This is a genomic window from Exiguobacterium sp. s166, from assembly GCF_018618855.1.
Classification (GTDB): domain Bacteria; phylum Bacillota; class Bacilli; order Exiguobacteriales; family Exiguobacteriaceae; genus Exiguobacterium_A.
This window is the reverse complement of sequence record NZ_JACSMU010000001.1, coordinates 377,655-401,942: the sequence shown is the minus strand read 5'-3', so window position 1 is coordinate 401,942 and position 24,288 is coordinate 377,655. Positions and strand designations below refer to the sequence as shown.

Sequence of the window (24,288 nt, the reverse complement as noted above, 5' to 3'; positions counted from 1 at the left end):
TTTAAATGAAAGCGTTAATCGTAAGTGACAGCCATGGTCTCGATCAGGAACTATTGACGATATTCAACCGCCACCAAGAAGCAGATGTTGCCTTTCATTGCGGTGATTCCCAACTGACAAGAGATGCCGAATCGTTATACCCCTATCGTGTTGTGAAAGGGAACTGTGATTATGGGAATGATTTTCCGGACGACGTCGTTGAAGAGCTAGGACCGTTTCGTGTCTTATGTGTCCACGGTCATCGGCAGGACGTCAAGTACAGTCTTGATCAATTGGTTCACCATGCCGATCAGAAAGCGGCAGCAATCGTTTTATACGGTCATTCGCATGTCGCGAAAGCCGAACAGCGGGACGGGAAATTATTTATCAATCCGGGCTCGATTCGGATGCCACGTCATCGCCCGGAAAAGACATATGCCTTGTTGACGGTAGAAAATAATCAATTTACGGTTGATTTTTATGATTTGACAGGCGAAAGAATCAATGCCCTGTATCTCGAGGGAATGCTTTAAAAAGAGTTTTTGCGAATGTGATTGACACGAAAGAATTGTTTTAGTATAGTTTATTCGTGTTGACACGTCTCAATAGCTCAGCTGGATAGAGCAACGCCCTTCTAAGGCGTCGGTCGGGGGTTCGAATCCCTCTTGGGACACTATAATTAAAATAGAGGCTTCCCTTATGAGGGAGGTCTCTTTTTTTTATCCCTTTTTTCGGGTATACTTAAGGTATCATGAACTTGAAAGGGATGATAAGGATGTTAAAGAGAATGAGTGGAATCCTCGTATTGACAGTGGCTTTAGCCGGCTGTAGCGAGGTTACGGATACAGTGGATAATGCAAAACAGCAAGTGACAGACGTAAAGAATAGTGTCGATTATGCAGGACAATTGCAAGACATTGCCAAGGATACGTCGCAAGTGACATCTGAGTTATCGACAAAGCTCGATCAAGCAGCGACGGAAGCACGTGATGCGGCGAATCCGGAACAAGCCCTGGATCAGCAAATCGAACAATTAAAAAATGATGGAACGGTCCAACAGTTGAACGAAGAATTGAACCAGATTGATGAACGGCTTGCAAACTTAGACAGTCCGCCAGCAGAACTGAAGAACTTAAGTGAAAAACTTGAGCAGTACGTGAATCAATCGGAAGACATCACACGGTTATTGGAAACGGATGTTTCCTTGGATACACTTAACAAAATGGGAATCGAACAGGCGGGGCAATTACAAGAGGCTATCTCGAACTGGACGTCTTTGCTTGATCCGTTCACAAAGTAAGACAGATATGAAAAAGGTGGGATGACTGTGAATCAGTCGCAATCACGTTGGATGGAACAACCCTTGGAAGACGAACGCAAGCGGCTTGCCAGATTGAGCCAAGACGAGTTGGCAGCTGAGCTCGTGCAATTGGAGGACTGGAAAACAGAAGAAGACGTTCTCTATGTACTCTACACGATTCAGGAAGCTTTTTTGACAACTGAACATGGTGTGGAAGCTTATTTACAAGTGGCAGATCCTTTTCTGGATGTAGACGGTGTCGAACAACTCATCGCGCTGTTCATGTATGAAAAGGGAGAGCGGTATTCGTTTAACGTGGCCTTACGAACTGCCTCTCCCTATCTTCCTTATGGTCTTGCATTAAAATTAGACGAAATGGCCCAATCGCTTTCGCGTAAGAAGGGGAATGCGCGACAAACGGATGATTCCTCCTATGTGAAGATCCGTGAAACATCACCTATGCACGCAGATGAAGGTGAGTGGGTCGAGCTTTACCGGCTCGGGACGATGGAGGAACAGTTTCGTTCGATCGGACAAATCGATTTAAGAACGAATCCTTCTTTCGTCCACTATATCGTTCATGACTACCTCACGGGAGAAGATGTCAAAGAACAGAGTGTTCTCGTCATTCAGGCGTTACTTCCACAACTGCCTCAGAATGTGGATCTATTTCCGGTGCGGATATACATTCCGTCCATCCGGGTAGAGCATGTCTTTGAAGATCCGGATCAACTCAACAGACATGTGGCGAGACAGGCGATGGAACTACAGGCTTTTAGTGATGAGACGTTTAAGTTAAAACGAATGGATCCGTTCAAGGCACTGTTGTTCATGAATTGGTATCAAATCGTCTTTCCAAATGAAACACTGAAGGGGGACGACGGCTGGCGGAAGTGGTTGGATGCGGTCGATGAATTGACTGAACTCGACTTCATTTCGGAAACACCACCATCCGACTTGAGTGAACAAGCTGAAAAGATTTATCAGGCTGTTCATTTCGTGTTACCGGAAGGGAAACAGTATGAGCAGGCATTACTTCTCTAATTCAAGAGAATGCCTTGTTCAACAGTGGTAATCCTCAGAACGATTGTGCTATAATGTGACTTGTTGTACACACACGTACGCTAATTGACATTTTTGGAGGGACTCAGCATGACTGCAAAATGGGAAAAACAATCAGGTAGCCTCGGCGTTCTCACGTATGAAGCGCCTGCTGAAGCATTTGATAAAGCGGTAGACCAAGCGTTCAAAAAAGTCGTTAAGACATTGAACACACCAGGTTTCCGTAAAGGAAAAATGCCACGCGCAATGTTTAACAAAATGTACGGCGAAGAAGCACTTTACCAAGATGCACTTGATATCTTATATCAAGACACAATCGAAGGTGCTGTCGTCGAATCTGGAATCGAGCCAATCGCGCTTGATAACATCGACGTTGAAACACTCGAAAAAGGAAAACCAGTTGAGTTCAAAATCACATTCGTGATTGAGCCGGACGCAACACTCGGTGAGTACAAAGGTCTTGAGTACACAGCAGTCGAAACAGACGTTACAGACGAAGATGTCGATGCTGAACTCAAAACAATGCAAGAACGCGGTGCAGAGCTCGTCGTTAAAGAAGACGGCGCGATCGAAAATGGCGATACAGTCGTATTCGACTTCGCAGGTTTCGATGGTGAAAACCAATTCGACGGCGGTACTGCAGAAAACTACTCACTCGTCATCGGGTCTGGAAACTTCATCCCAGGATTTGAAGAGCAGATGGTTGGTCTTAAATCAGGCGAGCAAAAAGATATCGACGTCACGTTCCCAGAAGAGTACCATGAAGCATCACTCGCTGGAAAACCAGTCGTATTCAAAGTAACAATCCACGAAATCAAAGCACAAGAACTTCCTGAATTGACAGATGAGTTCGCTAAAGAAATGGACGAAGAAGTTTCTTCTCTTGATGAGTTGAAAACAAAAATTCGTACACGTCTTGAAAACACACGCAAACAAGAAGCTGATGCTTCAATGCGTGATGAGTTGGTTGAAGCTGCGACTAAAAACGCAACAGTTGATCTTCCAGAAGTCATGGTTGAAAACGAAGTTGAACGTATGGTCCAAGAATTCACACAACGCATTCAGTCACAAGGAATTGACCTTAACATGTACTTCCAGTTAACTGGAACGACTGAAGAGGCGATGCGCACTGAAATGAAAGAACAAGCAGAAGAGCGCGTTAAAGCTCGTCTCGTTCTTAAACAGATCGTTGCAGATGAAAAAATCGAAGTCACTGAAGAAGAAGCGCAAGCTGAACTTCAATCGATGTCTGAACTCTACAACATTCCTGCAGATCAACTCGAAACGATGCTTGCACCACAAGGCGGATTGGATACACTTAAAGGTGATCTTCAGTTCCGTAAAGCAATCGACGTTCTCGTTGACAACGCAAAAGCAAAATAAGCAAACAACCGAACAGGATCGACTTCAAGACCAATTTCTGGTCTTGAAGTCGATTTTTTTGTACGATAGGTCAAACAAGGACAAACAAAATTATATTTTTCAAATCAAACTGTAAAACGCTCATCCAAGATTTGAAAGAGTTTCCTTGTTCATGCTACAATCATAAATAGTAAAACGTGAGAATAGATGCGAAACGGATCTATCCAAATTCCACGTTAAAGGGGTGGACCTTTATGTTTAAATTTAACGAAGAAAAAGGTCAGCTAAAATGTTCTTTCTGCGGAAAGACACAAGAACAAGTGCGCAAACTTGTTGCTGGACCTGGCGTATACATTTGCGATGAATGTATCGAACTCTGTAATGAGATCGTCGAAGAAGAGCTTGGTACAGAAGAAGAAGTCGAACTGAAGAACGTACCAAAACCGCATGAAATCCGTGCGACTTTAAATGACTATGTCATCGGACAGGAAAAAGCGAAAAAATCTTTATCTGTCGCGATGTACAATCATTATAAACGGATCAATGCTGGTGGACGTGCTGACGACGTGGAATTGTCTAAATCGAACATCGTCATGATTGGACCGACTGGTAGTGGTAAGACACTCCTCGCACAAACGATGGCCCGTATTCTGAATGTTCCGTTCGCAATCGCGGATGCAACAAGTCTGACGGAAGCCGGATATGTTGGGGAAGATGTTGAGAACATTCTCTTAAAACTCATTCAAGCTGCTGACTATGATGTCGAAAAAGCAGAAAAAGGTATCATCTACATCGATGAAATCGATAAAATTGCCCGTAAATCTGAGAATCCGTCGATTACACGTGATGTCTCAGGTGAAGGTGTACAACAAGCGCTTCTGAAAATCTTAGAAGGTACAGTTGCGAGCGTTCCGCCACAAGGTGGCCGGAAACATCCGCATCAAGAATTCATTCAAATCGATACGACGAACATCTTGTTCATCGTCGGTGGTGCCTTTGACGGAATCGATCAATCGATTAAACGTCGTCTTGGTAAAAAGGTCATCGGATTCGGAAACGATTCTGAGAACCGTAACCTGACACAAAAAGAAATCCTTGCGGCTGCTTTACCGGAAGATTTGCAGAAATTCGGATTGATTCCGGAATTCATCGGACGTTTACCTGTCATGGCGACACTTGAGCCACTTGACGAAGAAGCGCTCGTTCAAATCTTAACAAAACCGAAAAATGCACTCGTCAAACAATACAAAAAAATGCTTCAACTGGATGATGTCGAACTCGACTTCACAGATGATGCACTCGTTGAGATTGCGAAACTTGCAATTGAACGGAAAACAGGAGCACGTGGTCTTCGTTCAATCATTGAAGAAACGATGCTTGATATCATGTTTGAGATTCCATCGCGTGAAGATATTGCGAAAGTCATCATCACAGCGGAAACGTTGACTGGAAAACGCGGTCCAACGCTCGAGTTGAAAGATGGCACAATTGAACATGGTAAAGAAAAAGAAACGGCGTAACACCGTGACAAATCGGCTCGGAGGCTACTTGTACGCCTTTCCGAGTCTTTTTGTTTAGGAGGAGATTTTTGATGAAGACAAAACAATATCCATTATTGCCACTACGTGGTGTCGTCGCATACCCATTAATCGGCCTGACGATTGATGTCGGGCGTCCTGTCTCGCTAAAAGCATTACTGGCGTCGAAAGAACATGAAATTGATCTGGTCGTCGTTACGCAACGTGATCCGGAAGCAGAACCGTCTGTTGACGGCCTGCATACGATCGGTACACTTGTTCAGATTGCAAAAATGAGTGAGCTTGGAAACGATACGGTCCGCGTGCGGGTCATCGGTAAAGAACGTGTCCGGATTGATCAAGTAACGGAAACGGACGAAGGGTACCAAGCAAACATTGAACCGATTGAAAAAGCAGACATCAAAGGGGCGAAGCAGGAAGCGCTCGTCCGTCTGATCAAGGAACAGTTCGGGCAATTGGTATCACGCATCAAAGGAATCGGGACGGACGAACGACGTCGTTTTGAAACATATGAACGACTCGACTCGTTGACGGATTACATCGCTTCGAAGTTACCGATCGACATTGCCAAAAAACAAGAATTCCTGGAAGAAAATGATCCGGTTGAACGCGGGGTCATGCTTCTTGATGTCATGAAACATGAATATGAAGTCGTCGAACTGGAACGCGAAATGCGGGAACGGACGAAAAAGACGATTGAACAGTCGCAACGTGAATATTATTTACGGGAACAACTGAAGACGATTCAACAGGAACTCGGTGGAGAAGCAATCTCGGCGGAAAGTGACGCTGTGAAGTATAAAGAAAAATTAGCAATGCTTGATTTGTCGGCAACCGCTGTCGCCAACATTGAAAAAGAAATCAATCGCCTGTCGGTCGTACCGGCAACGAGTCCGGAACATGGTGTAATCCGGAACTACTTGGAGTGGTTCTTCTCCCTTCCTTGGAACGAAGCGACCGACGACTTTTTAAACGTCGAAGCCGCATCGGAACAGTTGGATGAAGATCATTATGGCTTGGAAAAAGTGAAGGAACGGATTCTTGAATACTTGGCGGTCCGACAATTGACCGATTCGTTACGCGGCCCGATTTTATGCCTGGCCGGTCCTCCGGGAGTAGGGAAGACCTCACTCGCCCGTTCAATTGCTACAGCGCTCGAGCGCAAATTCGTACGTGTCTCGCTTGGTGGAGTCCGTGATGAAGCCGAGATCCGAGGACACCGCCGGACCTATATCGGAGCCATGCCCGGCCGCATCATTCGCGGCTTGAAACAAGCCGGAACAAACAACCCGGTCTTCCTGCTCGATGAAATCGATAAGATGGCAAACGATTTCCGGGGCGATCCGTCTTCAGCGATGCTTGAAGTGCTGGATCCGGAACAAAACAACAGTTTTTCCGATCACTATATCGAAGAACCGTTTGATTTATCAAACGTCCTGTTCATTGCGACCGCAAATGATGTTTCAAATATTCCGGGGCCACTGCTTGACCGGATGGAACTGATTCAAATCGGCGGCTATACGGAACAGGAAAAAACAGAGATTGCCATCCGGCATTTATTGTCAAAACAATTAAAAGAGCACGGCCTGAAAAAAAGTCAACTGACGGTTAAACCGGATGCCTTACAAGAGGTCGTGCGGCGGTATACACGAGAAGCTGGTGTGCGGAGTTTAGAGCGTGTCATCGGTGCGTTATGCCGAAAAGCGGCGAAACAAATCGCGATGGGCGAAAAGAAACGGGTCACGGTCACAAAACGTAATTTACCTGACTTTTTAGGTAAACCGATTTACCGTTACGGTCAAAGTGAACTCGAAGATACGATTGGCGCGGTGACCGGTTTAGCGTATACTGCATTTGGGGGCGATACACTGACGATTGAAGTGAGTCTCGCTCCAGGTAAAGGAAAATTGCAGTTAACAGGGAAATTGGGAGACGTCATGCAGGAGTCGGCTCAAACGGCGTACAGCTTTGTTCGGGCGAATGCGGAAGCGTTTAAGATTGATCCGAATTTTTATGAGACACAAGACATCCACATTCACGTTCCGGAAGGCGCAGTCCCGAAAGACGGTCCTTCGGCAGGAATTACGATCGCGACAGCATTGATTTCCGCCTTGACGAAACGTCCGGTGCGGCGAGATGTCGGGATGACCGGAGAGATTACATTACGGGGACGGGTCTTGCCGATTGGTGGTCTGAAAGAGAAGTCACTCGCCGCTCATCGTGCGGGTCTGACGACGATTTTGATGCCGCAAGACAATACACGTGATATCGATGACATTCCTGAAACGGTCCGGGACGGCATTCGCTTCATACCGGTCGCGACAATGGATCAAGTGCTCGAACATGCATTAAAAGGAGAGTAACATGAAAATTTATAAAGCAGATTTTATTACGAGTGGTGTCAATCCGGAACATTATCCGGAACCACTCCTTCCAGAGGTGGCACTCGCCGGACGTTCGAACGTCGGAAAGTCGTCGTTCATCAACAAACTTGTTCAGCGAAAAGCACTCGCCCGCACATCATCAAAACCGGGTAAAACACAGACGTTAAACTTCTTCAATATTAATGATGAAGTCATGTTTGTCGATGTACCCGGTTATGGATATGCGAAAGTTTCAAAAACCGAGCGTGAGGCATGGGGCAAGATGATGGAAAAGTATTTCACGACACGTGAAATCTTAAAAGGGGTAGTCCTCCTCGTCGATATCCGCCATGAACCTTCAGCAGATGATGTCATCATGTATGATTTCTTGAAATACTACGATTTATCGGTCATCGTCGTAGCGACGAAACTCGATAAAATCAAGCGTGGTCAACGGGATAAACAGATTGCGGCGATTAAACGGAAATTACAGTTTGACGGGCAAGACACATTTATTCCCTTTTCTTCGGAAACCGGTGAAGGTGTCGACGCAGCATGGGAAGCCATCTACCATCACTTATAATTCAAATGAGTCGAAGCGACTGCCTAACGGTAGTCGTTTCTTTTTTTTTATCCAAAATATACCTTTCAGAAATAAGCAGTTCCCATATATGCGATAGATTGTTTTCACGTTACAATAGAAAAAACAAAGGGGACGGAAAGGGACGTGTAAAGATGAAGCGATATAAATGGATCGCAGCAGTAATTCTCCTTTTGATTTTGACACCATTATTGATTTGGTTCATTCAAAAGGAACGGACATTAAACGTAATCCTGTTTGATTACACGGTAGGAAAACAACAACGGGAGCATGCAGGAACGACCTGGTTATTGAATCATTTGAAAATCACGAAGAATGAGGGAAAGAACTATACATACACGGATTACGTAAACCGTTATGACGGGACGCAAGGCGAAACGATGCTCAAACAAGCATCAAAGGCGGATGTCCTGTTGTTTACGGACACGTACGGGAAATCCTATACCGTCGATGGTAAGGAACAACATCGTGGCGGACTGACGGCTGAGGATGTGGCATTGGCAACAGATGCGATTTCAAAAGGAAAGACAGTCGTCGCAGAGTTTAATACAGCAGCAAGCCCGACACCATCCGATCGCTCCAATGCGTTTCGGCAATTGTTTGGTACGGCATGGACAGGATGGATCGGACGCTTTTTCCCGGACTTAACAAAATTACAGGGACTCGATCAGACCGTCATTGATAAATTGAAGCTTCAGGCAAAAGATAAAGCATTTAAATTATCGGGACCTGGTTATGTCTTCATCAACGACTCAACGGAAGAAGTCTTTTTCGTCAATGATGAGACGCCACTTTTATACACATGGGATAAAAACCAGGGACAGGCGAAGGATGAAGTCCGCTACAACTACTGGTTTGAAGTGTTGGAGCTTGACGGAGGCGAACAACAGGCGCATTTCTCTTGGAATCCGTCAAAGAAAACACAAGCCATGTTGCGTGAACGGCAATTGCCACTTGAATTCCCCGCATATGTCAAACAGGGAAGCGGTCATTATTTTGCAGGTGACTTCACAGATGTGGCCGATATTCCGCGCTACTATCGTTATGCCGGTCTCGAGTGGTTCCGTAAGCAATTCATTTTGGATAGTGCAGACAGCGAGACTGCATTCTTTTGGAAAGTCTATGCACCGACGATCAGTCGTATATTGAAAGAAACGAAAGTCGTAAAACAGCAGTCGGCGCAAGTTAAACCGTTGGCACAAACGAAAGTTAACAATCAGACGGTCCGTACACGGGCACGTTTTGGTCAAGATACACTTGAAATGTATCAAGACGGAAAATGGAAACCATACTTTGTTAAAGGTGTGAATGTTGGGCTAGGACGTCCCGGCGCTTTCCCGGGAGAACACGCCATCAGCCGCAATGAATACGACCGGTGGCTGAAGCAGATGGGCGAGATGGGCGTCAATACCATCCGGATTTATACCCTCCATCCTCCCGCTTTTTATGATGCGTTAAAAGCTTACAATGAAACGGCGAAAACACCGATTTATTTAATGCAAGGCATGTGGGTCGAAGAAAAACCGTTCGAGGAATTAAAAAATGCCTTCGAACCGAAATTTTTGAAGATGACGGATACGGAAGCGAAGCGGATGGTCGACGTGGTTCACGGCAATGCTGTCGTCAAAGAAGTTGTCGGTCATGCTTCCGGAACCTATACGTCAGATGTTTCGCAATACGTCTCGGCATTTGTGTTCGGGATTGAATGGTTACCGGATGCCGTAATCGGAACAAACAAAAAGAATAAAGGACTTCGATACGAAGGGAAATATGTGACGACGACAAAAGAGGCATCTCCGTTCGAGTCGTGGTTAGCCGGTCGGATGGATGGTGCGACACAACATGAGCTCGACGCGTACAAAACGACCCGGCCCATCGCAGCGACGAACTGGCCGACGACGGATCCGCTTGCACACCCAAATGAAGTGGAAGAAGAACAGGATTTAGTATCGATTGATTTCAATCATATCCAGGCCACAAAAGAGTTTGCAGGCGGCGTCTTTGCCTCGTACCATATTTACCCGTACTATCCATCGTTCATCAAGGAAGAATTTGGACGGAAAGGGGATACCGACTCAGAGTCATACAGCCGGTATCTTAAACGGATGAAAGACTATCATGATATGCCGTTACTTGTTTCCGAATTTGGTATTCCGAGTTCGCGCGGTAAAACTCACCTTGGACCGAATGGATTTGATCAAGGGCATGTCAGTGAAGAAAACCAGGGGAAACTTGTGGCGAAGTTGTATCAGGACATCGTTGAAACGAAAATGGCCGGCGGACTGGTCTTCATCTGGCAGGATGAATGGTTTAAACGGACGTGGAACACGATGGACTACGATGATGCCAACACGCGTCCGCGTTGGTCAAATGTTCAAACGAGCGAACAACATTTCGGAATGCTCGGTTTCTTAAGATCCGATATTACGATTGACGGAAAAATGGATGATTGGAAAGGTTATGCGCCAGTAGCGGAAACGGACGGTCAAGCCATTTACATGACATCAGATGAAGCCTATCTGTATGTCCGGATTGACCGGAAAAAAGCGGAACCGACGACACTCGCCTTTTCGACGAAACCGAACGATGGCAACTTACAAGTGGGATCGTTGAAACTGGAAGAAGGAGCAGAATATCGTTTAACGATTGCCGATCAAGCACGGCTCGATGTCGATGAACGGTATGACATCTTCCGTTACCATTACGGATTGAAAAAACCGTTTGAGATGGTCAAACCACCATCCGATCAACAAAACAGCGGAAACTTTAATCCGATTTACCAAATGCTCGACTATGCAAGACGGGATCCGGTCACTAAAAAAATTATCAAGCCGGCAGTGAAGTGGGACACCGGTATCTTACATGAAGGACCACCGGAAAGTATCTTGACCGATATCTCCGACATGAAGCGGAAACAAATCGAACTCCGGATTCCATGGATGTTATTGAACATGCGCGACCCAAGCAAACATGAAATCATCGGAGATTTTTGGAAAGACGGGCTCGAAGCGAAGATGATCACGGAAGGGATTGAAGTGACCGGTCAAATCGGGACGACACGAATTCCGGAAAAAGACCGTGGTTTTTACAATTGGTCGGAATGGACGAATCCGCAACAGCGTGAAGCGTTGAAACCGGTTTATCAAACGATGCAAAAAGCGTTTAAAGAAGGAGTGAGATAAATGCGCCGGGAAGAGATGTGGAAACTGATCAATGCATCCATTGCACCGCTAGACGAGGAAACGAGTTCTGCGCATATGGCGTCAGATGAAGAAATTAAGCAATCGACCTCTGGTGTTATGTTCATCCATACTATTGGTTTAATGCCGGAAACGGTTAATGATTTAATTGAGCAAGGACGTTGTGTCCGGACAGATATCTCATATGCAGATATCGTCCTCGCGAGCAGTGCTGTTGAAGAAGAACGAATACCAGTTCTCTATCTCAATCCGAATGAATCGGACAGTTCTCTGTATCTGCTTGATAATGCACGTGAAGTAATACCGGCTGATGTCACGGTAGATGTGTTGCTTGACCGGATCAGTCGCTACAAGCGGGTTCAACGAATTGTTGATGCCGTCATCGTGACCGAGGATCCGCATTTAAAACGTCTCTTGGAGCGTGAACTGGCGAACCGGTTTGAGACACTGTCTTTATATGAACGGACGGAGTCATTTTTAGAAGAACATGTAGCCACGCGTCCGTATCTTCTTGTCTTTTCATCTGCTCTTCCACGCGCCGATGGTCTTGAGCTACTCTTGCGTGCCAAAACTGAGAGTGTGATGCCGTTTCACGCTATCATGATTTCGATGTACAACCGGGAACGTGATCATGTACTCGCTATCGAACGTGGTGTTGACGGAATCATGACACTCCCGCTTAAAGTGGAGGAATTTCGGGCATGGCTCAGAAAACTGGAGGGGATGAACGAATGAGATGGATTCTTAGTTTTATTCTTATCCTAGTTATTCTTCAGGTAGCCGCTTTAGTTTATCTCGTTTTTCAAAAACGGAAGCGTGCCAAACAAGAGGATAGACGGTTAACTTGGCAACTGCATTTTCGTGATGAGATTTATGATTATGCGACAAGTAAACAAACAAAGATGCCGGATATATTGCCAGGAAATGAAGATTTGGTTGAATTGGAATTGTTTGCCTTGACCAATTTGACAGCGACCGAGTCGCATCAGGAAAAACTGTACCAGTATGTCGAAACGAATCTGTTAACCTATTATCAAAAACAAATCCGACACCGTCGGATTGACCGACGTCTGAATGCTTATGAAGCAATCGCGCAGTTCCGGTTGAGTCCGGTCGCAGAAGACCTTCAGCAAAAATTGCATAAACACTTATCTAAAGAAGAAGAAGACGTCATCGTCCGTACCCTCGTATCGATTGCACCGGGGCTTGCAATTGAAGAAGCTAAACAGCAAAACGATATCAGTTTTTTCGGTGCTGTACTGGCTGTCGGTCGCAGTCGCGATCTGTCGCCTTGGGTGACAGCATTTGATCAGCTGACGGAATCTTTTCAGATGGCAATTCTTCAACTGATTTATGACCGTGACGATACGCAGTATGCAGAACTCGTTCGGATGAAGACGAACGATGCCAATCCCGAAATCCGGAAGCGGGCTCTGCGCGCGTTGACTCGCATTGGTCTTGAAGACGACTGGCAGCTCTATACGCCGTATCTCGAGGATGAGACGAGTTGGGTCGAACAGATGTTAGCCTTGCGTTTTTTAGAAAACGTAACACCAAAAGATTCAATTGATTACATTTTACCGTTTGTCGGCAGTCGTTCCTGGTGGGTACGAACGGCGGCATTTGATGCCCTGCTTGCCTGTGGTGGTCTCGAACAGTTGGCGCTTGTCGCAAAAGATCATCCTGACCGCTATGCGAAACAAAAAGCGACGGAACGGCTAGCAAAGGAGATGAAACAACATGTTGTCATCTGAAACCATTCAAAAAATCATTGATGTTTTATCATGGACTGTCCTGATTTATATGATTCTCGTCATCATTTTCTATTCTTCGTTGTATCTGATTTCGGCACAAATGGTCCGAAAACAACGATTCCGACGAAAGGAAAGTTCTTATGTTCCGTTGATGCGTTCTCTTTATACACGACCGGTCAGTATCCTTGTTCCGGCTTACAATGAAGAGTATACGATTGTCACGAGTGTTCAGGCGTTGCTTGCACTCGATTATCCGGAACATGAAGTCATTGTCATCAATGACGGATCAAGTGACGGGACAATGAGTGAACTGTTTAAGATGTACGAACTGGAAAAGGAATTGCGGTTTCCACGGATCCTGATTGGATCGCAACCGGTTAAACAGGTCTACCGTTCCCGAATCGATGCCCGTTTGATTGTCATCGATAAAGAAAACGGCGGAAAGGCGGATGCTTTGAATGCCGGAATCGACTATTCCAGTTATCCGTATTTCTGTTCACTGGACGCGGATTCAATTCTTGAGCGGGATGCGCTCTTGAAAGTCATGAAACCGATTGTTGAGTCCGATGAAGATGTCATTGCGACGTGCGGATCGATTTTCCTCGTCAACGGCTGTACAATCGAGGGCGGTGAAATTGTTGAGATTCGGACACCAAAACAACGGATCGTGTTGATGCAAATGATTGAGTACTTCCGGGCATTCCTGTTCGGTCGTCTTGGGCTAAGCCGTTTTAACATGCTCCTTATCGTTTCCGGGGCTTTTGGATTATTTCAAAAGGCAATCGTTGTTCAGGCTGGCGGGTACAAAGAAGGACTTGTCGGCGAGGACATGGAACTGGTTGTCCGGCTGCACCGGTACATGAAAGAAAATGATATCGACAAACGAATTGAGTACGTCCCGTCACCGGTCTGCTGGACTCAGGCACCGGATACGATGGAAGTCTTACGCTCACAACGGAGCCGTTGGCATCGTGGACTGGCGGAAACGTTATGGACGCATAAGCGGATGATTGGAAATCCGCGCTACGGCTTTGTCGGAAGTGTCTCGATGCTGTACTTCTTTTTGATTGAATTATTAGGTCCGATCGTCGAACTGATCGGTTATTTCATCATTCCATTAAATCTACTTGTCGGAACGCTAAATTTTGAGTTTGGCATCGTTCTGTTGACGGTGGCTCTATTGTATGGCTCATTATTATCGGCAGGGGCTGTCTTGCTTGAAGAATGGACGATGCACCGCTTTAAAAACGTCAAGGAATTGATTCGATTGTTCCTGTGGTCACTGACAGAATCGTTTTGGTACCGGCCGATCCTCGTGTTCTTTAAACTGGGCGGATTAATTCAGTTCATGACGGGACGCGGTCAATGGGGTAAAATGGAACGACAACGACTGGATGATGTCGTAACAGAAGAAGCGAAAGAAAAAACAAGTTGATTGTAAACTCGTAGGAGGACTGTTCGTGGATTTACTTCGAAACAAATGGTTTAAAGCCTTACTTTGGATTTTGACGATCTTCTTAGTCATCTGGGTCGGAACGAAAATCTCATTTTTATTCCAACCGATTAAAGTGATGTTAGCCCTGATTTTCCCACCGTTGATTATCGCCGGTATTTTTTATTACTTCACACTTGGAATTGTTGATGCACTGCAAAAGCGAGTCAAGAAGCGGGGTCTTGCTGTTTTAATCGTCCTGCTCGGATTTCTCGGTGTCATCACGATTGCCGTGGCATCCATCGGACCGATTCTGGTCGAGCAAGTCTCGGACTTCGTAACGAGCATTCCGAATCTGGTCGTCGAACTGCGGGACCAGACGCTGAACCTCCGGGATCAGCTGATGAACAATCGACTCATTTCCAACTGGGTACATGAAAATACCGATTTGTTTGATAAATGGACGAATGAAGCGACATCTTACATCGGGACGTTGTTCAAGTCGGTGTCGACCTCTGTCGGGACGATTTTCAGTGTCATTTCTTCGACCGTGCTGATCATCGTGCTTGTACCATTCATTTTGGTCTACATGTTACTCGACGGTTATAAGTTTCCGAATTCAGTCGTCAAACTTTTACCGAAAAGCTATGAAACGGAAACACGTAAAATTCTTCATGACATGCATGTGACGGTTAAACATTATGTGAATGGTCAAGTCATCGTTTCGTTATGTGTCGGTCTCATGTCGTTGATCGGATTCTTCCTCTCGGACATTCAATATGCGTTGCTGCTGGCGCTGTTCTGTACGGTCACGAATATCATTCCTTATCTCGGACCTTATATCGGTGCTGTTCCTGCAGTCATCGTCGGATTCATCGATGATCCAATCAAAGCGCTCTACGCCATCATTACGATTGTCGTTGCCCAACAGATTGAATCGAATCTGATTTCACCTTACGTCCAAGGGAAGACGTTGAAGGTCCACCCGTTGACCATCATCATCGTCTTACTCGTTGCCGGTAAAATTGGGGGCATCATCGGTGTCATCTTAGCGGTCCCGACGTATGCCGTGACCAAAGTCGTCGTTCAAAACATTGCCCGGATTTATCGTCTGCGTCAACAAAAGTTGGATGTCCAGATCGAGGAGTCACGGATCATTACCGATTCGACGAAATAAGAAATCCACAACCCTCTGCTGATGATGAAAGCAGAGGGTTTGTACTTTGTTGCTGAGAGGGATATGGTAAGAAGATAAGTTTCACAACTTCGACTCATTTTAGTTTATAAATTGATTGGAATCTTTTTTATAATGGTTATAATGTAGAGTAGAGAACGAAAGATAGATGAGAATGAAATCTTTGGACGTAAGGGGTAGAGCGCATGCATATCGTAGTTGTCGGTTTAAATAATAAGACGGCGCCTGTATCAATCCGCGAACAAGTCTCATTTGGGGAACATGAGATGAAGGGAGCGGTCGTTGCGCTACGTGACGAAAAAAGTATTTTCGAGAGCGTCATCGTTTCGACATGCAACCGGACGGAATTATATGTTGTTACGGATCAGCCGCATACAGGGCGTTATTATACAAAACGTTTTCTGGCGAACTGGTTTGGGTTGACGATGGAAGAATTAGAGCCGTATTTGTTCATTCACGAGGGATTTGACGCGATGAAGCATCTTTTCCGGGTGACGAGCGGGCTCGATTCGATGATTGTCGGCGAAACACAGATTCTCGGGCAAGTGAAGACCAGTTTCTTCACGGCACAAAAACTCGAAACGACAGGAACGGTTTTCAATAAATTGTTTAAAGAAGCGGTCACGCTTGCGAAACGCGCGCATGCTGAAACGGGAATCGGTGAAAATGCGGTGTCGGTCAGTGCAGCTGCCGTCACGCTCGCAGAACAGTTACTTGGATCGCTTGAAGATAAATCCATCGTGGTAATCGGTGCCGGAGAAACAGGCGAATTGACGACACTTAACCTGTATGAAGCGGGTGCCCGTGATATCACCGTCTTTAACCGGACGCTGGCCAAAGCCGAAGAAGTGGCGAATCGTTTCGAAGGATCCGCACATTCGATCAATGAAATGCAATGCGGTCTGCTTCGGGCTGACATCGTTATTTCTTCAACCGGAGCAAAACGGGCAATCATCAAACGTGAAGACATTGCTGCAGCACAATTGTTCCGAAGTGATCGTCCCTTCCTGTTGATTGATATCGCGGTTCCGCGTGATATCGAACCGACGGCAGGTGACTTGCCGGGTGTTCATTTATATGATGTCGATGATTTGACGTCGATCGTCCAGCAAAACATGGCAGAACGAATGAAAGAAGCAGCAAAAATCGAACGCCGGATTGAAGCTGCGATTGCCGAGTTCGAAGGGTGGATGACGACACTTGGTGTCGTTCCGATCATTACGGAACTCCGTGACCAGTCGCTTAAAATCCAGCAAGAGACGATGCAAAGCCTGGAGCGGAAGTTGCCGAACATGACAAATCGGGAAAAAACCGTGATCGGAAAACACATGAAATCCATCATCAATCAACTGTTACGCGAGCCATTATCCTATATCAAAGATGCAGCCGCAAAACCAGATGCCGATCAACGGATTGCGCAGTTCATGGATACGTTTGCATTAGACGAAGAACTGTTTGACAGTGCCGCTGAGGAAATGGTGTTACAGGAAGAAACAACAGCTGAACGGAAAGCTGTGAATCGGTGAACATAGACCGAATTGTGTTACAATAGAAAAGCATGGGGCGGACTTGTGCCGCCCCTTTATTATTGTACAGGGGGATTTCAGCATGCGAAAAATCATAGTAGGTTCACGTAGTTCAAAACTTGCGATGACACAAACGAAGTGGGTCATCGAACAATTGAAACAAGCAGGTGCACCATACGAATTCGAAATCAAGAATATCATCACGAAGGGTGACCGCATCCTTGACGTGACACTATCTAAAGTCGGCGGTAAAGGATTGTTCGTCAAAGAAATCGAACAACAGATGATTGACGAAGACATTGATTTTGCAGTGCATAGCATGAAAGATCTCCCGTCTGAGTTGCCGACAGGGCTCATCATCGGCGCGACACCTGCACGAGTCGATGCGCGTGATGCCTTGATTACGACGACAGGCGGCGGACTGGACTCGCTTCCGGAAGGCGCAATCGTTGGAACAAGCAGCTTACGCCGTGGTTCCCAATTACTCAAATTACGTCCGGATTTAAAAATCGAATCGATTCGTGGGAACATCGATACACGTCTTGAAAAGCTGAAAACAGGTCCGTTTGACGGCATTCTGCTTGCTGCTGCCGGTCTTCAGCGGATGGGCTGGTCGGATGAAATCGTTTCGGAATACATTTCAACGGATGATATGATTCCCGCAGTCGGACAAGGGATTTTGGCAATCGAATGCCGAGCGAACGATCAAGAAGTGCGCGACTTGTTGAATTTGATCCACGATCAGATGACAGAAAAAGTAGCCTTCGCCGAACGTTCTTTCCTAGCGGCAATCGAAGGAAGCTGTCATGTACCTGTCGGTGGATTTGCGACAATCAACGAAGATTTGTCGACGACACTCGTCGGATTCCTCGGTTCAGTAGACGGACAACAAATCTTGCTTGAACGGGAAACATCACTTGATCCGATGCAACTCGGTCAAACGGTTGCGACGCGTCTTCTCGATGCGGGTGGCCGTGAAATTCTCGCATCTTTACCGGATGATTTATAAACAACTGGTCTTGACGGGGAGTCGGCAGCCGACTGCAGAGCAAGTGGCGCGTTTAGCGGCACAACAGATTGAAGTCGTCCATCACCCGGTCATCGAAACGATTCCTGTCGCCTTTCAATTGCCGACAGCATTAGATTGGCTGATTGTCACGAGTCCGACCGGCGTCGAACGTATCCAGTCACAGCTTCCGTCTTTGCAGGACACAAAGATTGCCGTCGTCGGGTCGAAAACGGCGGCGGCGTTAATCCGGCAGGGACGGACACCTGATTTCATGCCATCCGCTTTTACTGGGGATGTGCTCGTCGAAGAATTACGACCGCTTCTCGAGACCGGTCAACGGATTTGTTTTGCCCGCGGGAACCGGTCACGTCAAGAACCGCTTGAACGATTAAGAAACGCCGTTGCGGCTGAAGTGTTGGAAGTCATCACGTACGAAACGAAGTTACGGGGGCTTCCGCCTGATGTGCTGCAACGTGCTACGTATATTGGATTACAAAGTCCTTCAGCTGTCGAAGCGATTGCTCCATTTTGCAAGGGAACGACCGCGACTTATGTGACGATCGGACCAATCACCGAGCAAGCCGCCCGACGATCTGGTTTGGCACCGCTTCTGGTCGCTGCTGTCTATACGCTCGACGGGCTGATTGACTGTATTTTAGAGGAGGAACTGTTATGAATACATTAGAATTCGCACGCCACCGCCGTTTACGCAATACAGCGTCATTACGCTCACTCGTCCGGGAAAATCATTTGCACAAAACCGATTTGATTTATCCGCTATTTATCGCGGAAGGAGACGACATCAAACGGGAAGTCAGCTCGATGCCGGGTGTGTTCAACTTATCACTAGATCATCTCGAAGCAGAAATCCAAGAAGTCGTTTCACTTGGTATTGAATCAGTCATCCTGTTCGGCGTACCGCACGATCATTTAAAAGATGAGCAGGGAACAGGGGCATTTCATGATCACGGGATCGTTCAAGAAGCGACACGACTCGTTAAAAAAGTTGCACCGCAACTGACGGTCATCGCAGATACGTGTTTATGTGAATACACGTCTACAGGACACTGCGGCATCGTTGCTGACGGAACCGTCGATAATGATGCATCACTTCCGTTACATGTCCAAACAGCGGTCTCACAAGCGCGTGCCGGTGCCGATATCATTGCACCGTCTTCGATGATGGACGGGTTCGTGGCAGCGATCCGCCAAGGACTGGATGAGAACGGCTTCAGCCATATCCCGGTCATGAGTTACGGCGTCAAGTATGCTTCCGCGTATTACGGACCGTTCCGTGATGCGGCAAACTCGGCTCCTGGTGAAGGTGACCGCAAAGGGTATCAAATGGATCCTGCAAACCGTCGGGAAGCGTTCCGTGAAGCAACAGCGGATGTTGATCAAGGTGCAGACTTCATGATCGTCAAACCGGCCCTTGCCTTTATGGATATCATTCGTGACGTCCGCGAACGCGTGGATCTGCCAATCGTTGCATACAACGTATCGGGTGAATATGCGATGGTCAAAGCCGCTGCATTAAACGGCTGGATTGATGAAGAACGAATCGTCATGGAGACAATGCTTGGATTTAAACGGGCCGGTGCCGATTTAATCATCACCTATTTCGCGAAAGACATTTGTCGTTACTTGGAGGGGTCAAAATGAGCTTAACGAATCAGAACTCAAAATCAAAAGCGGCGTTTGAACGCGCCTTGCCGCTCATGCCGGGTGGCGTCAACAGCCCGGTTCGTGCCTATAAATCAGTCGGAATGACACCGATTTTTGCAGAACGGGCACAAGGGTCACGGTTATATGACATCGATGGCAAAGAATACATCGACTATGTCTTGTCTTGGGGACCGATGATTCTTGGTCATGCGGATCCGATCGTGACAGCAGCGATTCAGGAACAAGCGACACGCGGTTGGAGCTACGGAACACCGACCGAAATCGAATCGGCGATGGCAGAAGTCGTCATCAGCCGTGTCCCGTCGGTTGAAGTCGTCCGGATGGTCAACTCGGGAACGGAAGCAACGATGGCTGCGCTTCGCCTCGCACGCGGCTATACCGGAAAAACAAAAATCCTGAAATTCGAAGGCTGTTACCATGGTCACGGCGATTCGCTGTTGATTAAAGCCGGATCAGGCGTGGCGACTCTCGGACTCCCGGATTCACCGGGCGTACCGGCACAAATTGCCAGCATGACATTGACGGTTCCATACAATGATATGGATGCGGTCCGGATTGCATTTGAAAAACACGGAGATGATATCGCAGGAGTCATCGTTGAACCGGCAGCCGGAAACATGGGCTTCGTTCCACCGCAACCGGGATTCCTCGAAGGACTTCGCGAAATCACGGAACAGTATGGCACACTCTTGATTTTTGATGAAGTCATGACCGGTTTCCGTGTCGGCTTCAACTGTGCGCAGGGATACTTCGGTGTCACGCCGGATATCACGTGTCTCGGTAAGGTCATCGGCGGCGGTATGCCGGTCGGTGCTTACGGTGGACGTCGCGATATCATGGAACAAATTGCGCCGCAAGGTCCGATTTACCAAGCGGGGACGTTATCAGGTAATCCGCTTGCGATGACAGCCGGTCTTGCGACATTGACGCAGCTGAAACCGGAACATTACGAAGAGTTTGACCGGAAAGCCGGTCGACTGGCGGAAGGGTATCTCGCAGCAGCAGCGAAATACAATATTCCGTTAACAACGAACCGGGCGGGCGCCATGTTCGGTGTCTTCTTCACGGATCAGCCGGTGACCAATTTCGAGCAGGCAAAATCGTCGAATCTCGACATGTTCCGTTCGTATTATCAAAAGATGGCAGCACGCGGCATCTTGTTACCACCGTCACAATTTGAAGGACTCTTCCTATCGACCGTTCATACGGACGAAGACATCGAGCAGACGATTGCAGCAGTCGAACTGACATTCAAGGAATTGCAACTCGAATTTAATCGTTAAGCAGTTCTTGACGCGCTACGGACGTCTCGGATAAAATGAAGAAAGATTAATTTGGAAAACAGCGATGACGGGAAGAGTAGTCAATCAACGGACTGTTATGAGAGAACACATCCATGGCTGAGAGATGTGACAGGACGTCCTGATGAAGGTCACCCCACGAGCTGGTCTCGTAAGCAACAGCAAGCGAGATCCGGATTGCCGCACGTTACGCGGGCTAGAGGGCACTCTGTAAAGAGTGAACTAAGGTGGTACCGCGGAAGAGCAACGGCTTCTTTCGTCCTTAGATGAGGACGAGAGAAGCCGTTTTTATTATGGATTAAAGGAGCGATTCAGATGCAGGAATTATCAATGCCAACCAAATATGATCCGCAGGCAACAGAAGAAAAATGGTACGACTTTTGGATGAAAGGGGAATACTTCAAAGCCGATCAGGATCCGGAAAAAGCGCCGTATACGATCGTCATCCCGCCCCCGAACGTCACCGGGAAATTACACCTCGGTCACGCCTGGGATACGACACTTCAGGACATGCTGACACGGATGAAACGGATGCAGGGCTTCGACGTCTTGTACCTGCCGGGAATGGACCATGCCGGAATCGCGACGCAGGCAAAAGTCGAACAGAAACTTCGGGCGGAAGGTAAATCGCGTCTTGAAATGGGACGTGAGAAATTCCTCGAACAATCATGGGCATGGAAAGAAGAATATGCTTCAACGATCCGCGAACAATGGTCAAAACTCGGACTCGGACTCGATTATTCAAGGGAACGGTTTACACTCGATGAAGGTTTGTCGGAAGCGGTTCAGGAAGTGTTCGTTAAATTGTATGAAAAAGGCTTGATCTACCGTGGTGAATACATCGTTAACTGGGATCCAGCGACGAAAACAGCCATCTCGGACATCGAAGTCATCTATAAAGACATCGAAGGTGCTTTCTATCACTTCAGTTATCCGTTGACGGACGGAAGCGGTCACGTCGAACTCGCGACGACACGTCCGGAAACGATGCTCGGCGATACGGCGATTGCCGTCAATCCGAAAGATGAGCGTTATGCGCACCTCGTCGGAAAAACGATCACGTTGCCAATCGTCGGCCGGGAAATCCCGATTGTTGCCGATGAGTACGTCGACATGGAATTTGGAACAGGTGTCGTTAAAATCACGCCGGCCCACGATCCGAACGACTTTGAAGTCGGAAACCGTCATGATTTACCACGTGTCCTTGTCATGAACGAAGACGGCACGATGAATGAAAATGCCGGGAAATACGAAGGCATGGATCGTTTTGAATGCCGCAAGCAAATCGTTGAAGATCTAAAAGAATCAGGTGTCCTGATCAAGGTTGAACCGCATCTGCATTCCGTCGGTCACTCGGAACGGTCGGACGCGATCGTCGAGCCGTACTTGTCGCTCCAATGGTTCGTTAAAATGGAGCCGCTCGCTGAAAAAGCATTGCAAGAGCAGCAAGGCGAAGACAAAATCAACTTCATTCCGCAACGTTTCGAAAACACATACGTCCGCTGGATGGAAAACATCCGCGACTGGTGTGTCAGCCGTCAGCTCTGGTGGGGTCACCGGATTCCGGCCTGGTACCATAAAGAAACGGGTGAAGTCTACGTCGGCAAAGAAGCACCGTCTGACATCGAAAACTGGGAACAGGACAATGATGTGCTTGACACCTGGTTCTCTTCAGCGCTCTGGCCGTTCTCGACGATGGGTTGGCCAAATGAAGGGGCAGCTGATTATCAGAAGTACTTCCCGACGTCAACACTCGTGACGGGTTACGATATCATCGCCTTCTGGGTCTCACGGATGATCTTCCAGTCGTATGAATTCACAGGCGAACGTCCGTTCAACGATGTACTGATTCACGGTTTGATCCGCGACTCGGAAGGACGGAAAATGTCGAAGTCACTCGGTAACGGAATTGATCCGATGGATGTCATCGAGAAATACGGTGCCGATTCGCTGCGTTGGTTCTTAACGACCGGTTCAACACCAGGAAACGATTTACGTTTCTACTGGGAGAAAATCGAAGCGACGTGGAACTTCTCGAATAAATTATGGAACGCAAGCCGTTTTGCGTTGATGAACATGGACGGACTGAAACATGAACAGATTGACCTGTCAGGTGAGAAATCACTGGCCGACCAATGGATCCTGACGCGTCTGAACACGACGATTGATGATGTAACACGTCTTTCGGACAAGTATGAGTTCGGTGAAGCCGGTCGTGTTCTCTATCACTTCATCTGGGAAGATTTCTGTAACTGGTACATCGAGATGGCGAAATTGCCGTTAAACGGTGAAGATGAAGCCGCTAAATTGACGACACGTTCGATTCTTGCGTATACGCTGGATCAAATCATGCGTCTGATGCATCCGTTCATGCCGTTCATCACGGAAGAGATTTGGCAACACTTGCCGCACGAAGGCGAAACGGTCACACGTGCTGCCTGGCCGACACGCAACGATTCACTGGACTTCCCAAAAGCTGTTCCGGCGTTCGAGGCGGTTCAGAACGTCATCCGTTCAGTCCGAAACATCCGTGCTGAAGTCAACGCACCGATGTCGAAACAAATCCAGTTGATGATTGCAACAAGTGACGATCAAGTCCAGCACGATTTAGAGACAAACGTCTCGTACTTGAAAAAGTTCACGAATGCCTCGGAATTGCTCGTCGAACGGAATATGCCAGCACCGGAAAAAGCGATGAGTGCCATCGTGACGGGAGCCGAATTGTTCATTCCACTAGCTGATTTGATCAACATCGAAGAAGAAATCGCACGTCTGAATAAAGAACTGGTGAAATATACAAAAGAAGTCGAACGGGTCGAGAAGAAACTCAACAACCCGGGCTTCGTCGGGAAAGCTCCGGCACACGTCATTGAAGAAGAACAGGCAAAAGCACAAGACTATAAAGAGAAACGGGCGGCAGTCGAAGTCCGGATCAGCGAACTCGCAAAATAATCTTAACAGTGGCTCAAGTTTTCTTGAG

18 protein-coding genes and 1 tRNA gene are annotated in these 24,288 nt (G+C 47.1%); all 19 read left to right on the top strand.

Translation table 11 applies throughout. The features are described from left to right. Positions 1-5: 5 nt before the first annotated feature. The 19 genes from KNP93_RS02030 (at position 6) to KNP93_RS01940 (ending at position 24,260) form a co-directional block, all read left to right on the top strand. Positions 6-512 (top strand): metallophosphoesterase family protein, encoded by a 507-nt coding sequence (locus KNP93_RS02030; RefSeq protein WP_131502758.1) that lies wholly within the window; start codon positions 6-8, stop codon positions 510-512. 66 nt (positions 513-578) lie between these two features. Further along, positions 579-652 (top strand) — tRNA-Arg (locus tag KNP93_RS02025). A 114-nt stretch (positions 653-766) separates the two neighbouring features. Next, on the top strand, positions 767-1,279 hold the full coding sequence (locus KNP93_RS02020) for a hypothetical protein (protein WP_251138592.1): 513 nt from the start codon (positions 767-769) through the stop codon (positions 1,277-1,279). A 21-nt stretch (positions 1,280-1,300) separates the two neighbouring features. Next, entirely contained in the window at positions 1,301-2,323 is a 1,023-nt protein-coding gene (locus KNP93_RS02015) for a hypothetical protein (protein ID WP_214852867.1), read from the top strand. A gap of 108 nt (positions 2,324-2,431) precedes the next feature. Further along, positions 2,432-3,724, top strand: coding sequence for a trigger factor (tig, locus tag KNP93_RS02010; protein WP_012371016.1), 1,293 nt, complete (start codon positions 2,432-2,434; stop codon positions 3,722-3,724). A 233-nt stretch (positions 3,725-3,957) separates the two neighbouring features. Next, positions 3,958-5,223 (top strand): ATP-dependent protease ATP-binding subunit ClpX, encoded by a 1,266-nt coding sequence (gene clpX / locus KNP93_RS02005; RefSeq protein WP_026827787.1) that lies wholly within the window; start codon positions 3,958-3,960, stop codon positions 5,221-5,223. A gap of 71 nt (positions 5,224-5,294) precedes the next feature. Then, a complete protein-coding gene (lon, locus tag KNP93_RS02000; RefSeq protein ID WP_214852864.1) occupies positions 5,295-7,604 on the top strand; it encodes an endopeptidase La in 2,310 nt (769 codons plus the stop codon). A 1-nt stretch (position 7,605) separates the two neighbouring features. Further along, positions 7,606-8,187: a ribosome biogenesis GTP-binding protein YihA/YsxC gene (yihA, locus tag KNP93_RS01995; RefSeq protein WP_131502754.1), complete on the top strand. Its 582-nt coding sequence runs from the start codon at positions 7,606-7,608 to the stop codon at positions 8,185-8,187. Between the two features lie 152 nt (positions 8,188-8,339). Continuing rightward, on the top strand, positions 8,340-11,387 hold the full coding sequence (locus KNP93_RS01990) for a hypothetical protein (protein ID WP_214852861.1): 3,048 nt from the start codon (positions 8,340-8,342) through the stop codon (positions 11,385-11,387). Beyond that, a complete protein-coding gene (locus tag KNP93_RS01985; RefSeq protein WP_131502752.1) occupies positions 11,388-12,140 on the top strand; it encodes a response regulator in 753 nt (250 codons plus the stop codon). Beyond that, positions 12,137-13,159 carry a HEAT repeat domain-containing protein gene (locus KNP93_RS01980; protein ID WP_131502751.1) on the top strand — a complete coding sequence of 341 codons (1,023 nt, stop codon included), beginning with the start codon at positions 12,137-12,139 and terminating at the stop codon, positions 13,157-13,159. Before KNP93_RS01985 ends, KNP93_RS01980 begins: the two co-directional genes overlap by 4 nt. After that, a complete protein-coding gene (locus KNP93_RS01975) occupies positions 13,146-14,594 on the top strand; it encodes a glycosyltransferase family 2 protein (protein ID WP_214852858.1) in 1,449 nt (482 codons plus the stop codon). The genes KNP93_RS01980 and KNP93_RS01975 overlap by 14 nt, the downstream gene beginning before the upstream one ends. 25 nt (positions 14,595-14,619) lie before the next feature. Beyond that, the gene (locus KNP93_RS01970) at positions 14,620-15,768 is read left to right on the top strand and encodes an AI-2E family transporter (RefSeq protein WP_131972418.1); all 1,149 of its coding nucleotides are present in this window, start codon (positions 14,620-14,622) and stop codon (positions 15,766-15,768) included. A 203-nt stretch (positions 15,769-15,971) separates the two neighbouring features. Beyond that, a complete protein-coding gene (gene hemA / locus KNP93_RS01965) occupies positions 15,972-17,312 on the top strand; it encodes a glutamyl-tRNA reductase (RefSeq protein WP_026827794.1) in 1,341 nt (446 codons plus the stop codon). 82 nt (positions 17,313-17,394) lie between these two features. Beyond that, complete coding sequence (gene hemC, locus KNP93_RS01960) at positions 17,395-18,321, top strand: hydroxymethylbilane synthase (RefSeq protein WP_131972419.1); 927 nt, start codon at positions 17,395-17,397, stop codon at positions 18,319-18,321. Continuing rightward, on the top strand, positions 18,287-18,997 hold the full coding sequence (locus KNP93_RS01955; RefSeq protein WP_371819857.1) for a uroporphyrinogen-III synthase: 711 nt from the start codon (positions 18,287-18,289) through the stop codon (positions 18,995-18,997). Before hemC ends, KNP93_RS01955 begins: the two co-directional genes overlap by 35 nt. Further along, a complete protein-coding gene (gene hemB / locus KNP93_RS01950) occupies positions 18,994-19,983 on the top strand; it encodes a porphobilinogen synthase (RefSeq protein WP_131972420.1) in 990 nt (329 codons plus the stop codon). Before KNP93_RS01955 ends, hemB begins: the two co-directional genes overlap by 4 nt. Continuing rightward, positions 19,980-21,290, top strand: a complete 1,311-nt coding sequence (gene hemL, locus KNP93_RS01945) for a glutamate-1-semialdehyde 2,1-aminomutase (RefSeq protein ID WP_214852855.1) — start codon at positions 19,980-19,982, stop codon at positions 21,288-21,290. Before hemB ends, hemL begins: the two co-directional genes overlap by 4 nt. Before the next feature lie 327 nt (positions 21,291-21,617). Then, entirely contained in the window at positions 21,618-24,260 is a 2,643-nt protein-coding gene (locus tag KNP93_RS01940) for a valine--tRNA ligase (protein WP_214853457.1), read from the top strand. Positions 24,261-24,288 lie beyond the last annotated feature (28 nt).

Bases quoted from the DNA above. Each gene is read 5' to 3' on its own strand.
- KNP93_RS02030 (WP_131502758.1), top strand. From the start codon at position 6: ATGAAAGCGTTAATCGTAAGTGACAGCCATGGTCTCGATCAGGAACTA.
- KNP93_RS02020 (WP_251138592.1), top strand. From the start codon at position 767: ATGAGTGGAATCCTCGTATTGACAGTGGCTTTAGCCGGCTGTAGCGAG.
- KNP93_RS02015 (WP_214852867.1), top strand. From the start codon at position 1,301: ATGACTGTGAATCAGTCGCAATCACGTTGGATGGAACAACCCTTGGAA.
- tig (WP_012371016.1), top strand. From the start codon at position 2,432: ATGACTGCAAAATGGGAAAAACAATCAGGTAGCCTCGGCGTTCTCACG.
- clpX (WP_026827787.1), top strand. From the start codon at position 3,958: ATGTTTAAATTTAACGAAGAAAAAGGTCAGCTAAAATGTTCTTTCTGC.
- lon (WP_214852864.1), top strand. From the start codon at position 5,295: ATGAAGACAAAACAATATCCATTATTGCCACTACGTGGTGTCGTCGCA.
- yihA (WP_131502754.1), top strand. From the start codon at position 7,606: ATGAAAATTTATAAAGCAGATTTTATTACGAGTGGTGTCAATCCGGAA.
- KNP93_RS01990 (WP_214852861.1), top strand. From the start codon at position 8,340: ATGAAGCGATATAAATGGATCGCAGCAGTAATTCTCCTTTTGATTTTG.
- KNP93_RS01985 (WP_131502752.1), top strand. From the start codon at position 11,388: ATGCGCCGGGAAGAGATGTGGAAACTGATCAATGCATCCATTGCACCG.
- KNP93_RS01980 (WP_131502751.1), top strand. From the start codon at position 12,137: ATGAGATGGATTCTTAGTTTTATTCTTATCCTAGTTATTCTTCAGGTA.
- KNP93_RS01975 (WP_214852858.1), top strand. From the start codon at position 13,146: ATGTTGTCATCTGAAACCATTCAAAAAATCATTGATGTTTTATCATGG.
- hemA (WP_026827794.1), top strand. From the start codon at position 15,972: ATGCATATCGTAGTTGTCGGTTTAAATAATAAGACGGCGCCTGTATCA.
- hemC (WP_131972419.1), top strand. From the start codon at position 17,395: ATGCGAAAAATCATAGTAGGTTCACGTAGTTCAAAACTTGCGATGACA.
- hemB (WP_131972420.1), top strand. From the start codon at position 18,994: ATGAATACATTAGAATTCGCACGCCACCGCCGTTTACGCAATACAGCG.
- hemL (WP_214852855.1), top strand. From the start codon at position 19,980: ATGAGCTTAACGAATCAGAACTCAAAATCAAAAGCGGCGTTTGAACGC.